At 69.4% G+C, this 13,549-nt stretch carries 13 protein-coding genes; 1 reads left to right on the top strand and 12 read right to left on the bottom strand.

The features are described from left to right. Positions 1-2: 2 nt before the first annotated feature. Positions 3-986 (top strand): tripartite tricarboxylate transporter substrate binding protein, encoded by a 984-nt coding sequence (locus AC1DSC_RS17310; protein WP_369664568.1) that lies wholly within the window; start codon positions 3-5, stop codon positions 984-986. A gap of 107 nt (positions 987-1,093) precedes the next feature. Here the strand turns inward: AC1DSC_RS17310 and AC1DSC_RS17315 are convergent, their stop codons facing one another. The 12 genes from AC1DSC_RS17315 to hypB all read right to left on the bottom strand — a co-directional run bounded on the left by AC1DSC_RS17315 (position 1,094) and on the right by hypB (position 13,541). After that, complete coding sequence (locus AC1DSC_RS17315) at positions 1,094-1,279, bottom strand: helix-turn-helix domain-containing protein (RefSeq protein WP_369664569.1); 186 nt, start codon at positions 1,277-1,279, stop codon at positions 1,094-1,096. Positions 1,280-1,557: 278 nt separating this feature from the next. Then, entirely contained in the window at positions 1,558-2,907 is a 1,350-nt protein-coding gene (locus AC1DSC_RS17320) for a PAS domain-containing sensor histidine kinase (protein ID WP_369664570.1), read from the bottom strand. Then, positions 2,907-4,364: a nickel-dependent hydrogenase large subunit gene (locus AC1DSC_RS17325; protein WP_369664571.1), complete on the bottom strand. Its 1,458-nt coding sequence runs from the start codon at positions 4,362-4,364 to the stop codon at positions 2,907-2,909. The genes AC1DSC_RS17320 and AC1DSC_RS17325 overlap by 1 nt, the downstream gene beginning before the upstream one ends. Before the next feature lie 9 nt (positions 4,365-4,373). Then, positions 4,374-5,390: an NADH-quinone oxidoreductase subunit B family protein gene (locus AC1DSC_RS17330; RefSeq protein ID WP_369664572.1), complete on the bottom strand. Its 1,017-nt coding sequence runs from the start codon at positions 5,388-5,390 to the stop codon at positions 4,374-4,376. A 4-nt stretch (positions 5,391-5,394) separates the two neighbouring features. Beyond that, the gene (locus tag AC1DSC_RS17335; protein ID WP_369664573.1) at positions 5,395-6,843 is read right to left on the bottom strand and encodes a sigma-54-dependent transcriptional regulator; all 1,449 of its coding nucleotides are present in this window, start codon (positions 6,841-6,843) and stop codon (positions 5,395-5,397) included. Continuing rightward, positions 6,840-8,600 carry an enoyl-CoA hydratase-related protein gene (locus tag AC1DSC_RS17340; RefSeq protein WP_369664574.1) on the bottom strand — a complete coding sequence of 587 codons (1,761 nt, stop codon included), beginning with the start codon at positions 8,598-8,600 and terminating at the stop codon, positions 6,840-6,842. The genes AC1DSC_RS17335 and AC1DSC_RS17340 overlap by 4 nt, the downstream gene beginning before the upstream one ends. A 1-nt stretch (position 8,601) precedes the next feature. Then, positions 8,602-9,081, bottom strand: a complete 480-nt coding sequence (locus tag AC1DSC_RS17345) for a hypothetical protein (protein ID WP_062364635.1) — start codon at positions 9,079-9,081, stop codon at positions 8,602-8,604. A 24-nt stretch (positions 9,082-9,105) separates the two neighbouring features. Next, positions 9,106-10,149: a hydrogenase expression/formation protein HypE gene (gene hypE / locus AC1DSC_RS17350; protein WP_081247539.1), complete on the bottom strand. Its 1,044-nt coding sequence runs from the start codon at positions 10,147-10,149 to the stop codon at positions 9,106-9,108. Further along, entirely contained in the window at positions 10,146-11,294 is a 1,149-nt protein-coding gene (gene hypD, locus AC1DSC_RS17355) for a hydrogenase formation protein HypD (RefSeq protein WP_062364631.1), read from the bottom strand. The genes hypE and hypD overlap by 4 nt, the downstream gene beginning before the upstream one ends. Then, on the bottom strand, positions 11,291-11,536 hold the full coding sequence (locus AC1DSC_RS17360) for a HypC/HybG/HupF family hydrogenase formation chaperone (protein WP_062364629.1): 246 nt from the start codon (positions 11,534-11,536) through the stop codon (positions 11,291-11,293). The genes hypD and AC1DSC_RS17360 overlap by 4 nt, the downstream gene beginning before the upstream one ends. Next, positions 11,527-12,675, bottom strand: coding sequence for a Kae1-like domain-containing protein (locus tag AC1DSC_RS17365; protein ID WP_369664575.1), 1,149 nt, complete (start codon positions 12,673-12,675; stop codon positions 11,527-11,529). Before AC1DSC_RS17365 ends, AC1DSC_RS17360 begins: the two co-directional genes overlap by 10 nt. Before the next feature lie 5 nt (positions 12,676-12,680). After that, the gene (gene hypB, locus AC1DSC_RS17370; protein WP_369664576.1) at positions 12,681-13,541 is read right to left on the bottom strand and encodes a hydrogenase nickel incorporation protein HypB; all 861 of its coding nucleotides are present in this window, start codon (positions 13,539-13,541) and stop codon (positions 12,681-12,683) included. Positions 13,542-13,549 lie beyond the last annotated feature (8 nt).

Raw genomic sequence — 13,549 nt, forward strand, 5'->3', positions numbered from 1 at the left:
CGATGATCGATTCAAAGAACCCTTGGGGCTTGGCAGCCCTGGCCGCAGCTGCACTGCTTGCCGGTGCGCCGGCCGCAGCTCAGGAGGCCTATCCCTCGAAGCCGATCACCATGATCGTGCCCTTTCCGCCTGGCGGTGTGGCCGACATCGCTGCCCGGCCAGTGGCGGAAGCCATGGGGCGCTACCTGAAACAGCCCATCGTGATCGAGAACAAGGCCGGTGCGGGCGGCGGAGTGGGCATGTCGCAGGTCGCCAAGGCAAAGCCCGACGGGTACACGGTACTGATGGCGCTTGCCTCCATCGTGGTGCTGCCCGAGGCGGACACCGTTCTTCAGCGCAAGCCCATGTTCGAGCTCAAACAGCTGAAGCCCGTTGCACGCTTCACCGCGGATCCCGTTGTCCTCGTCGTCCAGGCCGACAGTCCCTGGAAGGACTTCAAGCAGTTCACGGCAGCGCTGCGGCAGAAGCCGGGTGGCTATACCTTCGGCTCCTCCGGGAACTATGGAACGATGCATGTGCCGCTCGAGCAGCTGAAAGCTGCCACGAAAACGTCCATGCTGCACATTCCCTATACCGGCGCAGGCCCGGCGGTGGTGGCACTTCTCGGCGGCCAGGTGGATGCCGTCGCGACGGGACCATCGACCGTTGCGGGGCAGATCCAGGCAGGCAAGTTGCGTGCACTCGCGCAATGGGGCGATGGCCGCATTCCAACGCTTCCCGACGTGCCGAGCCTGAAGGAGCTGGGCGTGCCCGTCACCTATTCGCAATGGACTGGCGTATTCGTCCCTGCATCGACGCCAGATGCCATCATCAACAAATTGCGCGAAGCCGCGAAGTTCGCTGCGAGCGACGCGCGCGCGGTCCAGTCGTTGCAATCCGCCGGAACCTACGTCCAGTATCTCGATGCGCCCGATTTCGAGAAATTCGTTGCGAAGGACGCTGAGTCGATGGCGAAGGTGGTCCAGCGGATCGGCAAGGTCGAGTAACTTCGCGCAGCCCGGTATTGCGCGTGGGAGTACCGCAGGAACGGCCTGTCAGGCTGCGGCTCCGGTGCTCGCCTGGAGCCGTAGAGGCTGCCAGCATCAGCGCACAGTTAGCTGCTCTGCTCCCGCGGAATTCCGGTTACTGTCACCGGCGAAGGTTCGCGTGCGGCTCGCTTGAAGATCGACGGCGAGACGCCGATGTGCTCTTTGAAGAAGCGCGAGAAGTTTTCCGGGGCGGAGAAGCCGAGGTCCAGCGCGACATCTGTCAATGCGCTGCCTTCGGCCACACGTCGCATGGCTTCTTCGACCCGCACGCCACTTCAGAAAACCTGCGGCGTCGTGTTGAGCTGCTCGCGAAAATAAGGCGAAGAAGTGGCCGCGAGACAGACCCACCTTCGCTGCTTGCCAGTCGGAGTTCAGATTTCTTGCCGTGGACTCTGTGGAGGTACGGCAAGGTATTGTTGTTGTCAGATCAACCAGCCCAAGGGCGAGCGGCCTACTCAGGCCGGATGCGGCGGACGAATTGGTGCGCCGGGCACTGGGCGAGATCCACTGATTCCAGCGAGCGGCGGCTTCAGCTCGCTCCGTTCACTGCAGGCAGCTCGACCGTGAACTCCGCGCCGCCTTCGGGGTGATTGCGGACGCGCAGGGTTCCGCCATGCTGCTCGATGATCCCGTAGCTGATCGAGAGGCCGAGCCCGGTGCCCTTGCCGACCGGCTTGGTGGTGAAGAACGGATCGAAGATCCGGGAGAGCAGCTCGGGTGCGATGCCGGGCCCGTTGTCGCGCACGGACAGCCGGTTGCGCGTGGCGCCGGCGCGGGCATGGATCCACAGATGCGGCGCGCGCGCAGGCTGGGCCGTGCTGGCCGCATCCACGGCGTTCTGGATCAGGTTCATCACGACCTGCTGCAATTGTCCGAGGCTGCCTTCGACGAGGCATGGCGAAGCCGGCTGCCAATCGACCTTCAGCGGCTGCGACGTGCCTTTGGACACCCAGAGAATGGCACGTTCGGCCACGTCGTTGAGGTCCACGCGTTTCCGTTCTTCCGGATCCATGGCCGAGAACCTCTTCAAGCCGTTCACGATGGCCGCGGTGCGCTGCGCGCCCTCCAGCGTGCCCTCGATGAGCGACGGCAGGTCATCCAGAAGATGCTCGATGCGAAGCCGGGTGCGCAGTTCGAGCAGGGCCTGCGGGTCCTTGTCCTCGTGAACGGCCGCCATGTAGGTGCGCAGCTTGTCGCTGTAGCGACTCAGCGCATGCACGTTGCCGAGCACGAAGCTGATCGGGTTGTTGAGTTCGTGCGCCACGCCCGCCACCAGCCGGCCCAGCGACGCCATCTTTTCCGAATGCAGTAGCTGCTGCTGGGTCTGCTTGAGCGCCTCGTGCGCCGAGCGCAGCTCCTGGTAGGCGCGGCGCAGTTCGGCCGTCGGCCGCGCGACGAACACCGTGCCGACACGGCGGCCCGAAGGCGTGGCGCGCGGGGTGCAGTTGGCGTCGACCGGCACGCTGCTTCCGTCGGCGGCGAACAGGTTCAGCTCGATCGTCTCGCCGCGCCGGGTGGGGCTGGCGTTCATGAGCACCGCATGCGCCCGCGCGATGCTGCCGGCGTCCGCCAGCAGGGCGAGGAGGGAGGTGCCGCGCAGGTCGGCGTCGCTGCGGCCGACCAGTTCGCACAAGGCCGCGTTCGTCTCCTCGATCTCGCCCTTTTCGGTGCAGACCAGCAGCACGTCCGACATGGCGGACAGGATGCTGAAGATGAACTGCTGCGATTGCTCGAGTTCCTCGTTCTTCTTCTCGAGCTCGACCTCGTCCTGAACCAGCTGCGAATAGACCTCGTCCATCTTCTGGATCACGTCCAGCCAGGTGGCGTCATCCACGCCATGCGGCGCTGCCCTCGGGCGTTCGGTGCGGCGCGGCGGCATCAGTGGACGGTGCAGACCATGCACGGATCGAAGGAACGCACGATGTGCTGCACCGAGACGGGCGTCGTCTCGCCCTCGTGCACCGGCGCGCCCTCGAGCGCGCTTTCGAGGGCGCCCGGCGTGCCGGCCGCGTCTCGCGGAGAGAAGTTCCAGGTGGTCGGCGCAACGATCTGGTAGTTCTCGATCTGGCCGCGCCGCACCGAGATCCAGTGCCCCAGGCTGCCGCGTGCCGCTTCGCTCAGGCCGACGCCGGTGCCCTCGTCGGGCAACGCGCCACTGGCGCAGTACGGCTCGCCGGGCTCCAGTGCGAGCATCCATTGCTCCATCAGCGGCACCACCTGCGCAAGCTCCAGCAGGCGTGCCAGCACGCGCGTGAAGACGGTGCCGCCATGGCGCCCCACCATGTTGCGCACGAGCGGATGGCCAGCGGCGAGCTGCCGCGCGATGGCACCGGTTTCGACCACCTCTCCGGCAAGGCGGGGCGCCTTGTTCCAGGTGTAAGCGCCCGGCTTGTCGCCGGCGGGCACCGTCAGGCCTTCGCGTGGATGCCGCGGACCGCCGTCGTCCGCAAGCCATGCGTGTGTCGCGTCTTCGAGGATGCCGCGCTCGTCGAGGGGGCCGAGGCTGTCGCCGTCGGCGCGCCAGACGCCGCGCGGGAACACGAACTCGGCGCCGGGCTGCGGGTAGGCGCCATAGCTCAGGTACCGGCCCGGCCCGTTGCCCAGGTCCATCAGGCCCGCGTCGCGTGCAATGGCCAGGAACATCCTGAAATCCCCTCGAAGAGGCGCGCTGGCATCCCAGTCCCACAGCTCGTCGGCGCTTGCGAGCGAGAGCACCTGCTCCAGCGGCGCGGCAAACAGCTGCTGCTCCAGAAAGCGCCGGAACTCGCGCATGCGTGCCAGCAGCCGCGTGCGCTCGGCGCCATCGACAGCCCGCGTCGAACCGCCAGGTTCGATGCTCTGCGTGTGCGGCCACTTGCCGGCCAGGAGGCCGAGCATCGTGAACCAGCGCTGCCGCGCCGCGATGGCCTGGCGCGCCTGCTCGCCGGTCGTCGGGTCGAAGCGGCGCAGGGCTTCGGCGTGCCAGGGCCGTCCGGCGTACACGGCCCGGGTGAAGTCGGGCATGAAGAACAGATAGAAATGCGTCAGGTGGTCGGCCATGTTCTCGGTGGCCAGGATCACGTTGGTCACATGCTGCCCGTTGGGCGGCATGCACAGGCCGCCCATGTCGGCGAGCGCGCGGGCCGAGGCGACCGACTGCGACACCGAGCAGATGCCGCAGATGCGCGGCACGTAGACCAGCGCGTCGTGCGGCCGCTTGCCCTGCAGGATCTGCTCGAAGCCGCGGTACATCGGCGAGTTCACGCGGGCGGACGACACGCGTCCATGCTCGATGTCGAGCGTGACCTCCAGGTCTCCCTCGACGCGGTTGAAAGGACCGACCAGCAGGCGTGTCATGGCGGCAGGCTAGCGCAGGCGGGTCTTGCGCACCGCAGGCGCCACCTGGAGGTGGTCCGCCGTGGCGTTGGCTTTCACGCGCTTGGGCGTGGCCGACTTCGACAGCGACGCCAGCGCGACGAACCAGGCCTTGGGCATGTCGGTCGGCAGGCCGATGGGAATGCCGGCGATCTTGGGCGTCTCGTGGAACGGGTGCCCCGGCTCCTGGAAGCCCGGCTCGGTGCAGGCGATGCAGGCGTAGCCGCCGCGGGTGCAGGAGCCTTCTCCGTTCCACAGCCGCGTGTTGCAGTCGGCATGCACCTGCGTGCCCTTGCAGCCCATGTGCTCCATCATGCAGCCCAGGTCCGAGGGCTTCTCGGCGCTGGCCTTGAACTCGTAATACTCGTTGCGGGTGCAGCCGTGGTGCACCAGCTGGTCGGCATAGAACCGCGGCCGGTTCAACGGGTCCAGGTCGGCGGCGGAGAACTGGCCGGCCGCCAGCGCCATGAGGCTGTCAATCACCCACCCGGGATGCGTTGGGCAGCCCGCCACGTTGATGACCGGCAGGCCGCTGCCGCAGCGGAATTCCGCGCCGAGCAGGCCGCCCGGGCGGTCGTCCTCGTACTGGAGGCCGCAGGCATCGGTCGGGTTGCTCCCTCCCGCGGTGATGCCGCCCCACGCCGCGCAGCTGCCGATCGCCACGACCTGCCGCGCCGTCGCGGCCAGCCGGCGGACCCAGTCGATCATCGGGATGCCTGTGCCGGCCAGGACATGGAAGCGGCCGGTGTTGTTCGGCCCGCGCAGCAGCGAGCCTTCGATGCACAGCGCATCGACGCGCAGGCGGCCATCGGCGGCGCGCTCGAGCAGTTCGATGAGCTCGCAGCCGCTTTCGAGCGACAGCGACGGATGCCACAGCAGGTTGATGCCGGCGTCGCGCAGCTGGCCGTGGAAGTCCGCCGTGTCGGCGCAAAGAAGCGACATGCTGCAGCCGCCGCAGCCGCCCGACTGCAGCCACAGGACGTTGAAGTTCGGCGTCGTGATGTCCATCGGTTCAGCCCTCCAGCCCGAAGCGGGCCATCTTGCCGCGCAGGCCGACCCGGGACAGCCCCAGCTCCTTGGCCACGCGGGTCTTGTTCCATCGGTTGCGCAGCAGCGTCTCGCGCAGCAGCATGGCCTCGATCGCATCGAGCCGCTCGGCCAGCGTGCCGCTGGCCGGCAGGGACGGCGATTGCGCGGTGGCGGTGCGTCCCGCCTGGCCCTGCAGGACCCGCGTGGAGAAGGCGGTGCCGTCGATCAGGTCGTCGGCGCTCAGCGCCACCGCGCGCGAGATCTCGTTGCGCAGCTCGCGTATGTTGCCGGGCCAGGGGTAGGTCATGAGGCAGGCCATCGCCTCGTCCGAGAGCGCCGCGCCGGGCCGCCCGAGCGCCTCGCCCACCTCGTTCACGAGCCGGCGCGCGATCGGCCCGATGTCTCCGCCGCGCTCGCGCAGCGGCGGCACCGTGAGCGTCACGCAGGCGATGCGGTAGAACAGATCCTCGCGGAAATGTCCCTCATGCACCCGCTGCTCGAGGTTGCGATGCGTGGCCGCGATGACGCGCACATCGACCGGCACGGTGCGCGGCGAGCCGACGGGCCGCACCTCGCCCTCCTGGAGCACCCGCAGCAGGCGCAGCTGGAACGCGGCCGAGGTTTCGCCGATCTCGTCGAGGAAGACGGTGCCGCCATTGGCGCGCTGGAACAATCCGACATGGTCTTCGAACGCACCGGTGAACGCGCCGCGCTTGTGGCCGAAAAGCTCCGACTCGAGCAGCGTGTCGGGAATGGCGGCGCAGTTCTCGACCACGAAGGGCCCGCTGGCGCGGGGGCTCGCGTAATGCACCGCGCGTGCCAGAAGCTCCTTGCCGGAGCCCGACTCTCCGAGTACCAGCAGGCTGAGGTCGTAGCGCGCGACGCGCGCCGCCAGCTCGCACACCGCGTCGAGCGGGCTGCCGTCGGCGCGCTCGATGCGATCGAAATCGAAGGCAGTGCGCGCCCGCTCCAGCTTGTTGGCGGCTCGGCGCCGCAGCACCGGCGTGCTGGTGCGCAGCTCGAGGTCGAGCCGGTTCATGTCGCGCTGGAGCATCTGGGCTTCGGCCGCATCGCGCACCGTGCGCAGCAGGTGGTCGGGGACCCACGGCTTGAGCAGGTACTGGTAGATGCCGGCGTCGTTGATGCCCGCGATGATGTCCTCGGAGTCGGTGTAGCCCGAGATCACGATGCGCACCGTGTCGGGCCAGCGCTCGCGCACCTCCTTCAGGAAGGTGACGCCGGTCTCGCCGGGCATGCGCTGGTCGCACAGGATCACGCTGACCGGTTGGCGCTCGAGCTGGCGGCGGGCCTCGTCCGCATCGCTGGCCGTCAGCACGGCGAACTCCTCGTCGAGCGTGCGGCGGATCGCGTCCTGCGAGCGCACCTCGTCGTCGACGACGAGGACAGTCGGTACCGGCGCGGCCGGCATCATCGGGCGCTCGCGGCGTTCATGCCGTCGCGGTGCCGGGCCAGGTGACGAGGCGTCCATGCCATGGGCAGCTTGTGGACGAAGTGATACCGCGCGACATGAAAGCTCGGGTCGAAGCCGTAGAAATTGCGATGCATGCGTGAAAGCTCATGAAGGCGGTAGTCGGCGAGAGGGCGCGCGGTCTCGTCGGCGCTGCGCCGCCGCGTCTTTGCGGCGATCCTTTGCTCGATATTGTGCGCCGCGGCCAGCGCCGTCGCATGGGTGATTGCCAGCGCCTCGAACGCCGTTGCCGCCACATCCATGCACCGGTCGATGAGTCCGATCGACAGGGCCTGCGGCGCGCCCAGCGGAAGGCGCCCCGCCATCAGCGCGGCCGCACCCTCGTCGCCGAGGCGGCGCGGCAGGAGGTAGGTCCAGTACTCCGAGCCGTACAGGTTCCCCATGTTCTTGTAGTGAGGGTTCAGCACCACGCCGCGGTGCGCCCAGACCTCGTCGGCGGCAAGCGCGAGAAAGGCCCCGCCGGCGCCGGCATTGCCGCGCAGCAGTGCGATGGTCAGCCGGTCGGTGGTGTGGATGACCGCCTCGGCCAGGTCGTCCATCGCCTCGATGTTGCGCATCGACTCGTCGGCGGCGCTGTCGTCCTCGCGGTACGAGGCCGCCTCGATGCAGTTCAGGTGGATGCCGTTGCTGAAGAAGTCGGCGCCGCCGGCGATGAGCAGCACGCGCGTGTCGCGGGCCGTGGCCTCGCGCCACGCGGCCAGAAGGCGTCGGCATTGCGCCGTCGACATCGCGCCGTTGTAGAACTCGAACGACAGGCAGCCGACGCGGGCGCCCGGGGCGCCGAACTCCTGGTAGCGGATCTCCCCCCACTCGCCGCTCGCGCGCTCCAGCGGCACGTTCATCGCGGGGAGCGCCTCGAAGGCCGCGCCGAAGGCAAGATCGCATGGCAGCTTGAAGGCCTTGCCGCCGCAGGGGCCGGCAAGGCTGGCGTGGCCGATCCAGACCGCGCCGTCGACCGTGCGGCGCAGCACGGCCCCGTCGCGGCGGCCGATCAGCGCGCCGGGTGGCGAGGCGTCGGGTGCATCCGGCGTGGCGGCGTGCGCGTCGAACACGCGGCATGGCTGGCCGAAGAGCTCGTCCTGCACGCCGGGATGGCCGTCGGCGCTGCGGATCTTCGCGAGCACGGTGGCCGTCTTGTCCTTCGACCAGTCGATGCAGCGCTCGGCTTGGGGCAGCGGGCCGCGCCAGGTGGAAGCCGCGGGCCGGGCCGGGCTCTCGCCGTCGGGGCCGCCGGCCTCGAAGTTCGCCACGGCACGCAGCACCGCATCGACGGCCGCCTCCGTCACTTCCCGCCGGTACAGGCTGCCTTTGGCGGCCGCCCGCATCGCGAAGCCGGCGTGCGCCCACACCGGGCCCGCATCGAAGGCCTCGTTGGCCTGCAGCACGGTCACGCCCCAGGCGGGCTCGCTTTCGCGCACGGCCCAGTCGAGCGCCGCAGGGCCGCGGTCACCGACCGGCCCGGGGTGCACGATGAGGCACGGCTGACGCTGCCACACAGAAGGCTGGATCAGCCGCTTCAGGAACGGTGCGATCACCAGGGCGGGGCGGAACAGCTCGACCGCCTCTTCGGTGACGCGGTCGGCGATGTCGAGCTCGACCGAGACCTCGTGGCCCCGCGCGCGCAGCTCGCAGAACAGGCGCTGGCTCAGACTGTTGAAGCTGTGACACAGCAGCAGGATGCGCAGCGGGGCGGGCGTCATCTCAGCCCCGCAGTCCGGCCAGCACCTGCGCGGCGCCGGCCTTGCCCAGGTACAGCGCCAGCCGCGCCTCGATCGTGCCGAGCGCGGCGTTGTAGGCCGCAGTTTGGGTGGCGGCCACGAGGGCTGCCGCGATGATCGGCGCATCGGGTCCGAAGTGCGGCCCCAGCCGGGCGATCGCCTCGCGCTTCAGTGGCTCGAGCCGATCGGACTCGTCCAACGGCGGGACGGGCGGCGCCTGTACCGGCCGGGGCGCCGGGGCCTGGATCGCCGGCCGCCGGAGCGCGACCAGGCCGCGCCGGTGCAGCTCCTGGATCAGGACGTCGGCGTCCGGCCCGAGCGTCGCGCGCAGCGCCTGCACGCTGTCCTGGCCGTTGACGAGGATCAGCGCCGTTCGCGCCCGCCCGGCCGAAGAACGTTCGGCCAGTGCCGCACGGCCGGCTTCTGTCTTGGCGAAGATGCGTTTGGAGGCCTGGTCGTCCATCTCGGTCCGCGCCAAGGCGGCCTTTCAGCAGATGCGCGGCAACTGCTCGCCGCTCAGCCAATCGACGACGCGCCGGCCGCCGAAGCTGGTCTCCATCTGCACGAAGCGGTGGGGGTCCTCGGTGACGCTGCCGATGCGCACGGCATTCGCGCCGAGCGGATGCGCGCGCATGGCCGCCAATACCGCTTCCGCGGCGTCGGGCGCGCAGATCGCGACCAGCTTGCCTTCGTTGGCGACATAGAGCGGATCGAGGCCGAGCAGCTCGCACGCCGCCTCGACCTGCGGCAGCACCGGAATGGCCGCCTCCTCGAGCAGCATGCCCACGTTCGACTGGCGCGCGATCTCGTTCAGCGTGGTCGCGAGGCCGCCGCGCGTCGGATCGCGCAGCACACGCACACCGTCCGAGGCCGCGAGCATCGCTGCCACCAGCCCATGCAGCGCCACACTGTCGGAGGCGACGGTGGTTTCGAAATCCAGCGATTCCCGTTTCGACAGCACCGCCACGCCATGCTCGCCGATCGTGCCCGAGAGCAGCACCGCGTCGCCCGGGCGCGCGTTGGCGCCCGAAATGTGGACCCCGGCGGCGACGACGCCGACGCCGGTGGTGCTGATGAACACGCCGTCGCCCTTGCCCTTCTCGACGACCTTCGTGTCGCCGGTGACCACCGGCACGCCGGCCGCGCGCGAGGCCGCGGCCATCGAGTCGACGATGCGTTTCAGGTCGGCGAGCGGAAAGCCTTCCTCGAGGATGAAGCTCGCCGCAAGGTAGAGCGGCACCGCGCCGCACATCGCAACGTCGTTGATCGTGCCGTGCACCGAGAGCGAGCCGACGTCGCCACCGGCAAAGAACAGGGGCGAGACGACGTGGCCGTCGGTGGCCATCACGAGCCTGGCACCCACCGGGATCGCCAGCGCCGCGCCGTCGTCGCCCTGGCGAAGGTACTCGTTGTCGAACGCGGCAAGGAACAGCTCCTCGATCAGCTGCGCCGCCGCCCGCCCGCCGGCCCCATGGCCCATGTCGACGCGTCCGTGGCGGATGTCGAGCGGGCGGATGTAGTCCTTCTTCATGCGGCCACCTCGACCCTGACCGCAATGTCCTTGAAGCGCCCGTACGAGTAGTGCGCGGCGCATGCGCCCTCCGACGACACCATGCAGGAGCCGACCGGGTTCTCCGGCGTGCAGACCGTACCGAAGATCTTGCAGTCGGTAGGCTTCTTGACCCCGCGCAGGATCGCGCCGCACTCGCAGGCCTTGTTGTCCGGCACCGGCTGGTAGCCCAGGCCGAAGCGGCGCTCGGCGTCGAATTCCGCGAACGCCGAGCGAATCTTCAGCGCGCTGTACGGCACTTCGCCCAGGCCGCGCCACTCGAAGCTGCTGCGCAGTTCGAACACCTGCGAGACCAGCGCCTGCGCATGCAGGTTGCCGTCGCGGTTCACCGCGCGGGTGAATTCGTTCTCGACCTCTGCGCGGCCTTCGTTGACCTGGCGCACCAACATCAGCACGGCCTGCATCACGTCGAGCGGCTCGAAGCCGGCAATCACGACCGGCTTGCGATATTCCTCGGCGAAATGTTCGTAAGGCGCCGAGCCGATCACGATGCTGACGTGGGCCGGCCCGACAAAGCCGTCGATCGGCACGGTGCCGAACTCGCGGACCTCAGGCGATTCGAGAATGTGCGTGATCGCGGAAGGGGTCAGCACATGGCAGCACAGCACGCTGAAGTTCTTCAATCCTTCCTGCTGTGCGGTGCGGATCGTCAGCGCCGTCGGCGGCGTGGTGGTCTCGAAGCCGATGGCGAAGAACACCACTTCGCGGCCGGGCTCGCGGCGCGCGATCTCGAGCGCATCGGCGCCGGAATACACCATGCGGATGTCGCCGCCGCGGGCCTTCGCGCGCACCAGCGAGAGCCCGCCGGAGGCCGGAACGCGCATCGTGTCGCCGTAGGTGCAGACGATGGCCCCGCGCTCGAGCGCGAGCTGGATCGCCAGGTCGATGCGCCCGATCGGCAGCACGCACACCGGGCATCCCGGACCATGGATCATGCGCACGTTGTGCGGCAGCAGCTCGCCGATGCCATAGCGCGAGATCGCGTGCGTGTGGCCGCCGCAGAACTCCATGAAGCTGTACAGCCGGCCGGGCTGCGCCTCCGCGTGCAGACGGGCCTGGATCTTCTTCGCGATGGCTCCGTCGCGGAATTCGTCGATGTACTTCATGGCAGGGCCGCCTCATGGGTTGCGGCGAGCTGCGCCAGCGTGCCGAACATGGCCAGCGTGCGCTGGGCCTCCTCGGGGTCGATCCGCCCGATGGCGTGGCCGACGTGCACGATCACATAGTCGCCGACCACGGCGTCAGGCACCAGTGCGACCGAGATTTCCTTGCGGATGCCGCCGAGTTCGACCAGCCCCAGCGCACCAGGGCGCAGTTCGATCAGTTGGGTGGGAATGGCTAGGCACATGGCATGGCTTCTCGTGAAATGGGGGAGGGTGCGTTGCGCAGGCCATGGGCGGCGACCCAGGCCTGGCCCAGCGCCAGGGCCGCGTCGCCGCAACCGATGGCCTCGGCCGACACGGCGCGAAGGCCATGCGCCTGGAGCGCCTGCGTCACGCGGCTGCGCAGGATCGCGTTGAAAAAGCAGCCGCCGCCGAGGCAGACGATGCGGCAGCCGGTCTGGCGCGCCGCGGCGGCGGCCCAGCCCGCCAGGCCTTGGGCCAGCAGGATGTGGAACCAGGCGGCGGCCTCGTCGCCGTTGCGCTGCGGCTCGGGCCAGGCGAACAGCTGCGCGAGCAGCGGGCGAAGATCGAGATGCCGCAGGTCGTGGGTGTCGGGCCAGATCGCCGTCTCGACGATGGCGTGCCTGGCCAGCCAGCGTGCGGCCGCCGCTTCGAGGGCCACCGCGGCCTCGGCCTCGTGGGCCTGCCGAATGCAGAGGCCCAGCGCACCGGCCGCCGCATCGAACCAGCGGCCGGCGCTGCTTGTGGTCGGGCAATTCAATCCGGTCGCGAGCATGCGCTGCACGCCGGCCGCCAGGCCAGACCCGACGTCCGGCGAAAAGCGCGCGGCAATCCGGTCGCCGGCACCGAGCGCGTGCAGGGCCGACGCGGCCATGCGCCAGGGCTCGCGTGCCGCGGCATCGCCGCCGGGCAGCGCCAGCGGCCACAGGCTTCCCAGGCGCTCCCAGCCGTCGCCGCTGACCCGCAGCAGTTCGCCGCCCCAGGCGGTGCCGTCGGTGCCGAGCCCGACACCGTCGAGCGCCAGGCCGATCACGGGTTCATCCAGGCCGTGTTCGGCCATCACCGCCGCGATGTGCGCATGGTGGTGCTGCACCGCGATGGCCGGCACGCCCCATTCCTCCGCCAGGGCAATGGCGATGCGCGTGCTGTAGAAGTCGGGATGCAGGTCATGCGCCACGGCCGCCACCGGCGCCCGCGCCCCGCCTGCGAGTGCGCGCAGCGAAGCCTCCAGCTGGCGGCAGGCCGCGGGGTCCTGCAGGTCCCCATGCAATGCAGACCAGCGCACCTGCCCATGGTCGAGCAGGCATGCGGTGTTCTTGAGCCAGGCCCCGCTGGCCAGCACGGCGGGAAGCGGCTGTTTCATCGGCCTCAGTGCGCGAGGTGGCGCGTGTCGCCATCCGCATCGGCGAGCCAGTCGAGCCAGGCGGCCATGCCTTCGCCGCTCGTGGCCGACAACTGGATGACCTCGATGGCCGGATTCACGCGGCGCGCGCCTTCGATGCAGCGGGCGACATCGAAGCGCAGGTGCGGCAGCAGGTCGGTCTTGGTGAGCACCATCAGCTGGGCGGCCGCGAACATGTCCGGATACTTGAGCGGCTTGTCCTCGCCCTCGGTCACCGAAAGCAGCACCACCTTGGCGGCCTCGCCGAGGTCCCAGAGGGCCGGACAGACGAGATTGCCGACGTTCTCGATGAACAGCAGGCTGCGCTCGTCCGCGTGCGACGGTCCGTGCGCATGGTGGTGCAACTGCGCGAAGGCCTGCTCGATCATCGGGGCGTCCAGATGGCAGCCCTTGCCGGTGTTCACCTGGATGGCCGGCACGCCGGTGGCGCGGATGCGCTCGGCATCGAAGCTCGTCTGCTGATCGCCTTCGATCACCGAGATGGCCAGGGCGGGGTGGCGCGCCCGCAGCGCATCGATGGTGGCGCACAGCAGGGTCGTCTTGCCCGATCCGGGGCTGGACAGCAGGTTGAGCGCATTCACGCGGTGCGCGGCGAAGTGGCTGCGGTTGCGCGCGGCGACACGATTGTTCTCGCCCAGGATGTCGGCTTCCAGCCGGATCGTGCGCTCCTGGCTCAGGCCCGGCACCGATACGCGCGCGGCGCCGGCACCGAAGTGCAGGTCGCCCCGGGGCGCATGAACGTGCCCGTGATCATGGCCATGATCGTGATCGTGATCGTGATCGTGATGATCGTGATCGGCCTCGGCGCATCCGCAAACGACACACATGGTGGAGT

This window comes from Variovorax sp. 01N425 (assembly GCF_056399465.1).

Coding starts and splice junctions, on each gene's coding strand:
- AC1DSC_RS17310 (WP_369664568.1), top strand. CDS start 3: ATGATCGATTCAAAGAACCCTTGGGGCTTGGCAGCCCTGGCCGCAGCT.
- AC1DSC_RS17315 (WP_369664569.1), bottom strand. CDS start 1,279: ATGCGACGTGTGGCCGAAGGCAGCGCATTGACAGATGTCGCGCTGGAC.
- AC1DSC_RS17320 (WP_369664570.1), bottom strand. CDS start 2,907: ATGCCGCCGCGCCGCACCGAACGCCCGAGGGCAGCGCCGCATGGCGTG.
- AC1DSC_RS17325 (WP_369664571.1), bottom strand. CDS start 4,364: ATGACACGCCTGCTGGTCGGTCCTTTCAACCGCGTCGAGGGAGACCTG.
- AC1DSC_RS17330 (WP_369664572.1), bottom strand. CDS start 5,390: ATGGACATCACGACGCCGAACTTCAACGTCCTGTGGCTGCAGTCGGGC.
- AC1DSC_RS17335 (WP_369664573.1), bottom strand. CDS start 6,843: ATGATGCCGGCCGCGCCGGTACCGACTGTCCTCGTCGTCGACGACGAG.
- AC1DSC_RS17340 (WP_369664574.1), bottom strand. CDS start 8,600: ATGACGCCCGCCCCGCTGCGCATCCTGCTGCTGTGTCACAGCTTCAAC.
- AC1DSC_RS17345 (WP_062364635.1), bottom strand. CDS start 9,081: ATGGACGACCAGGCCTCCAAACGCATCTTCGCCAAGACAGAAGCCGGC.
- hypE (WP_081247539.1), bottom strand. CDS start 10,149: ATGAAGAAGGACTACATCCGCCCGCTCGACATCCGCCACGGACGCGTC.
- hypD (WP_062364631.1), bottom strand. CDS start 11,294: ATGAAGTACATCGACGAATTCCGCGACGGAGCCATCGCGAAGAAGATC.
- AC1DSC_RS17360 (WP_062364629.1), bottom strand. CDS start 11,536: ATGTGCCTAGCCATTCCCACCCAACTGATCGAACTGCGCCCTGGTGCG.
- AC1DSC_RS17365 (WP_369664575.1), bottom strand. CDS start 12,675: ATGAAACAGCCGCTTCCCGCCGTGCTGGCCAGCGGGGCCTGGCTCAAG.
- hypB (WP_369664576.1), bottom strand. CDS start 13,541: ATGTGTGTCGTTTGCGGATGCGCCGAGGCCGATCACGATCATCACGAT.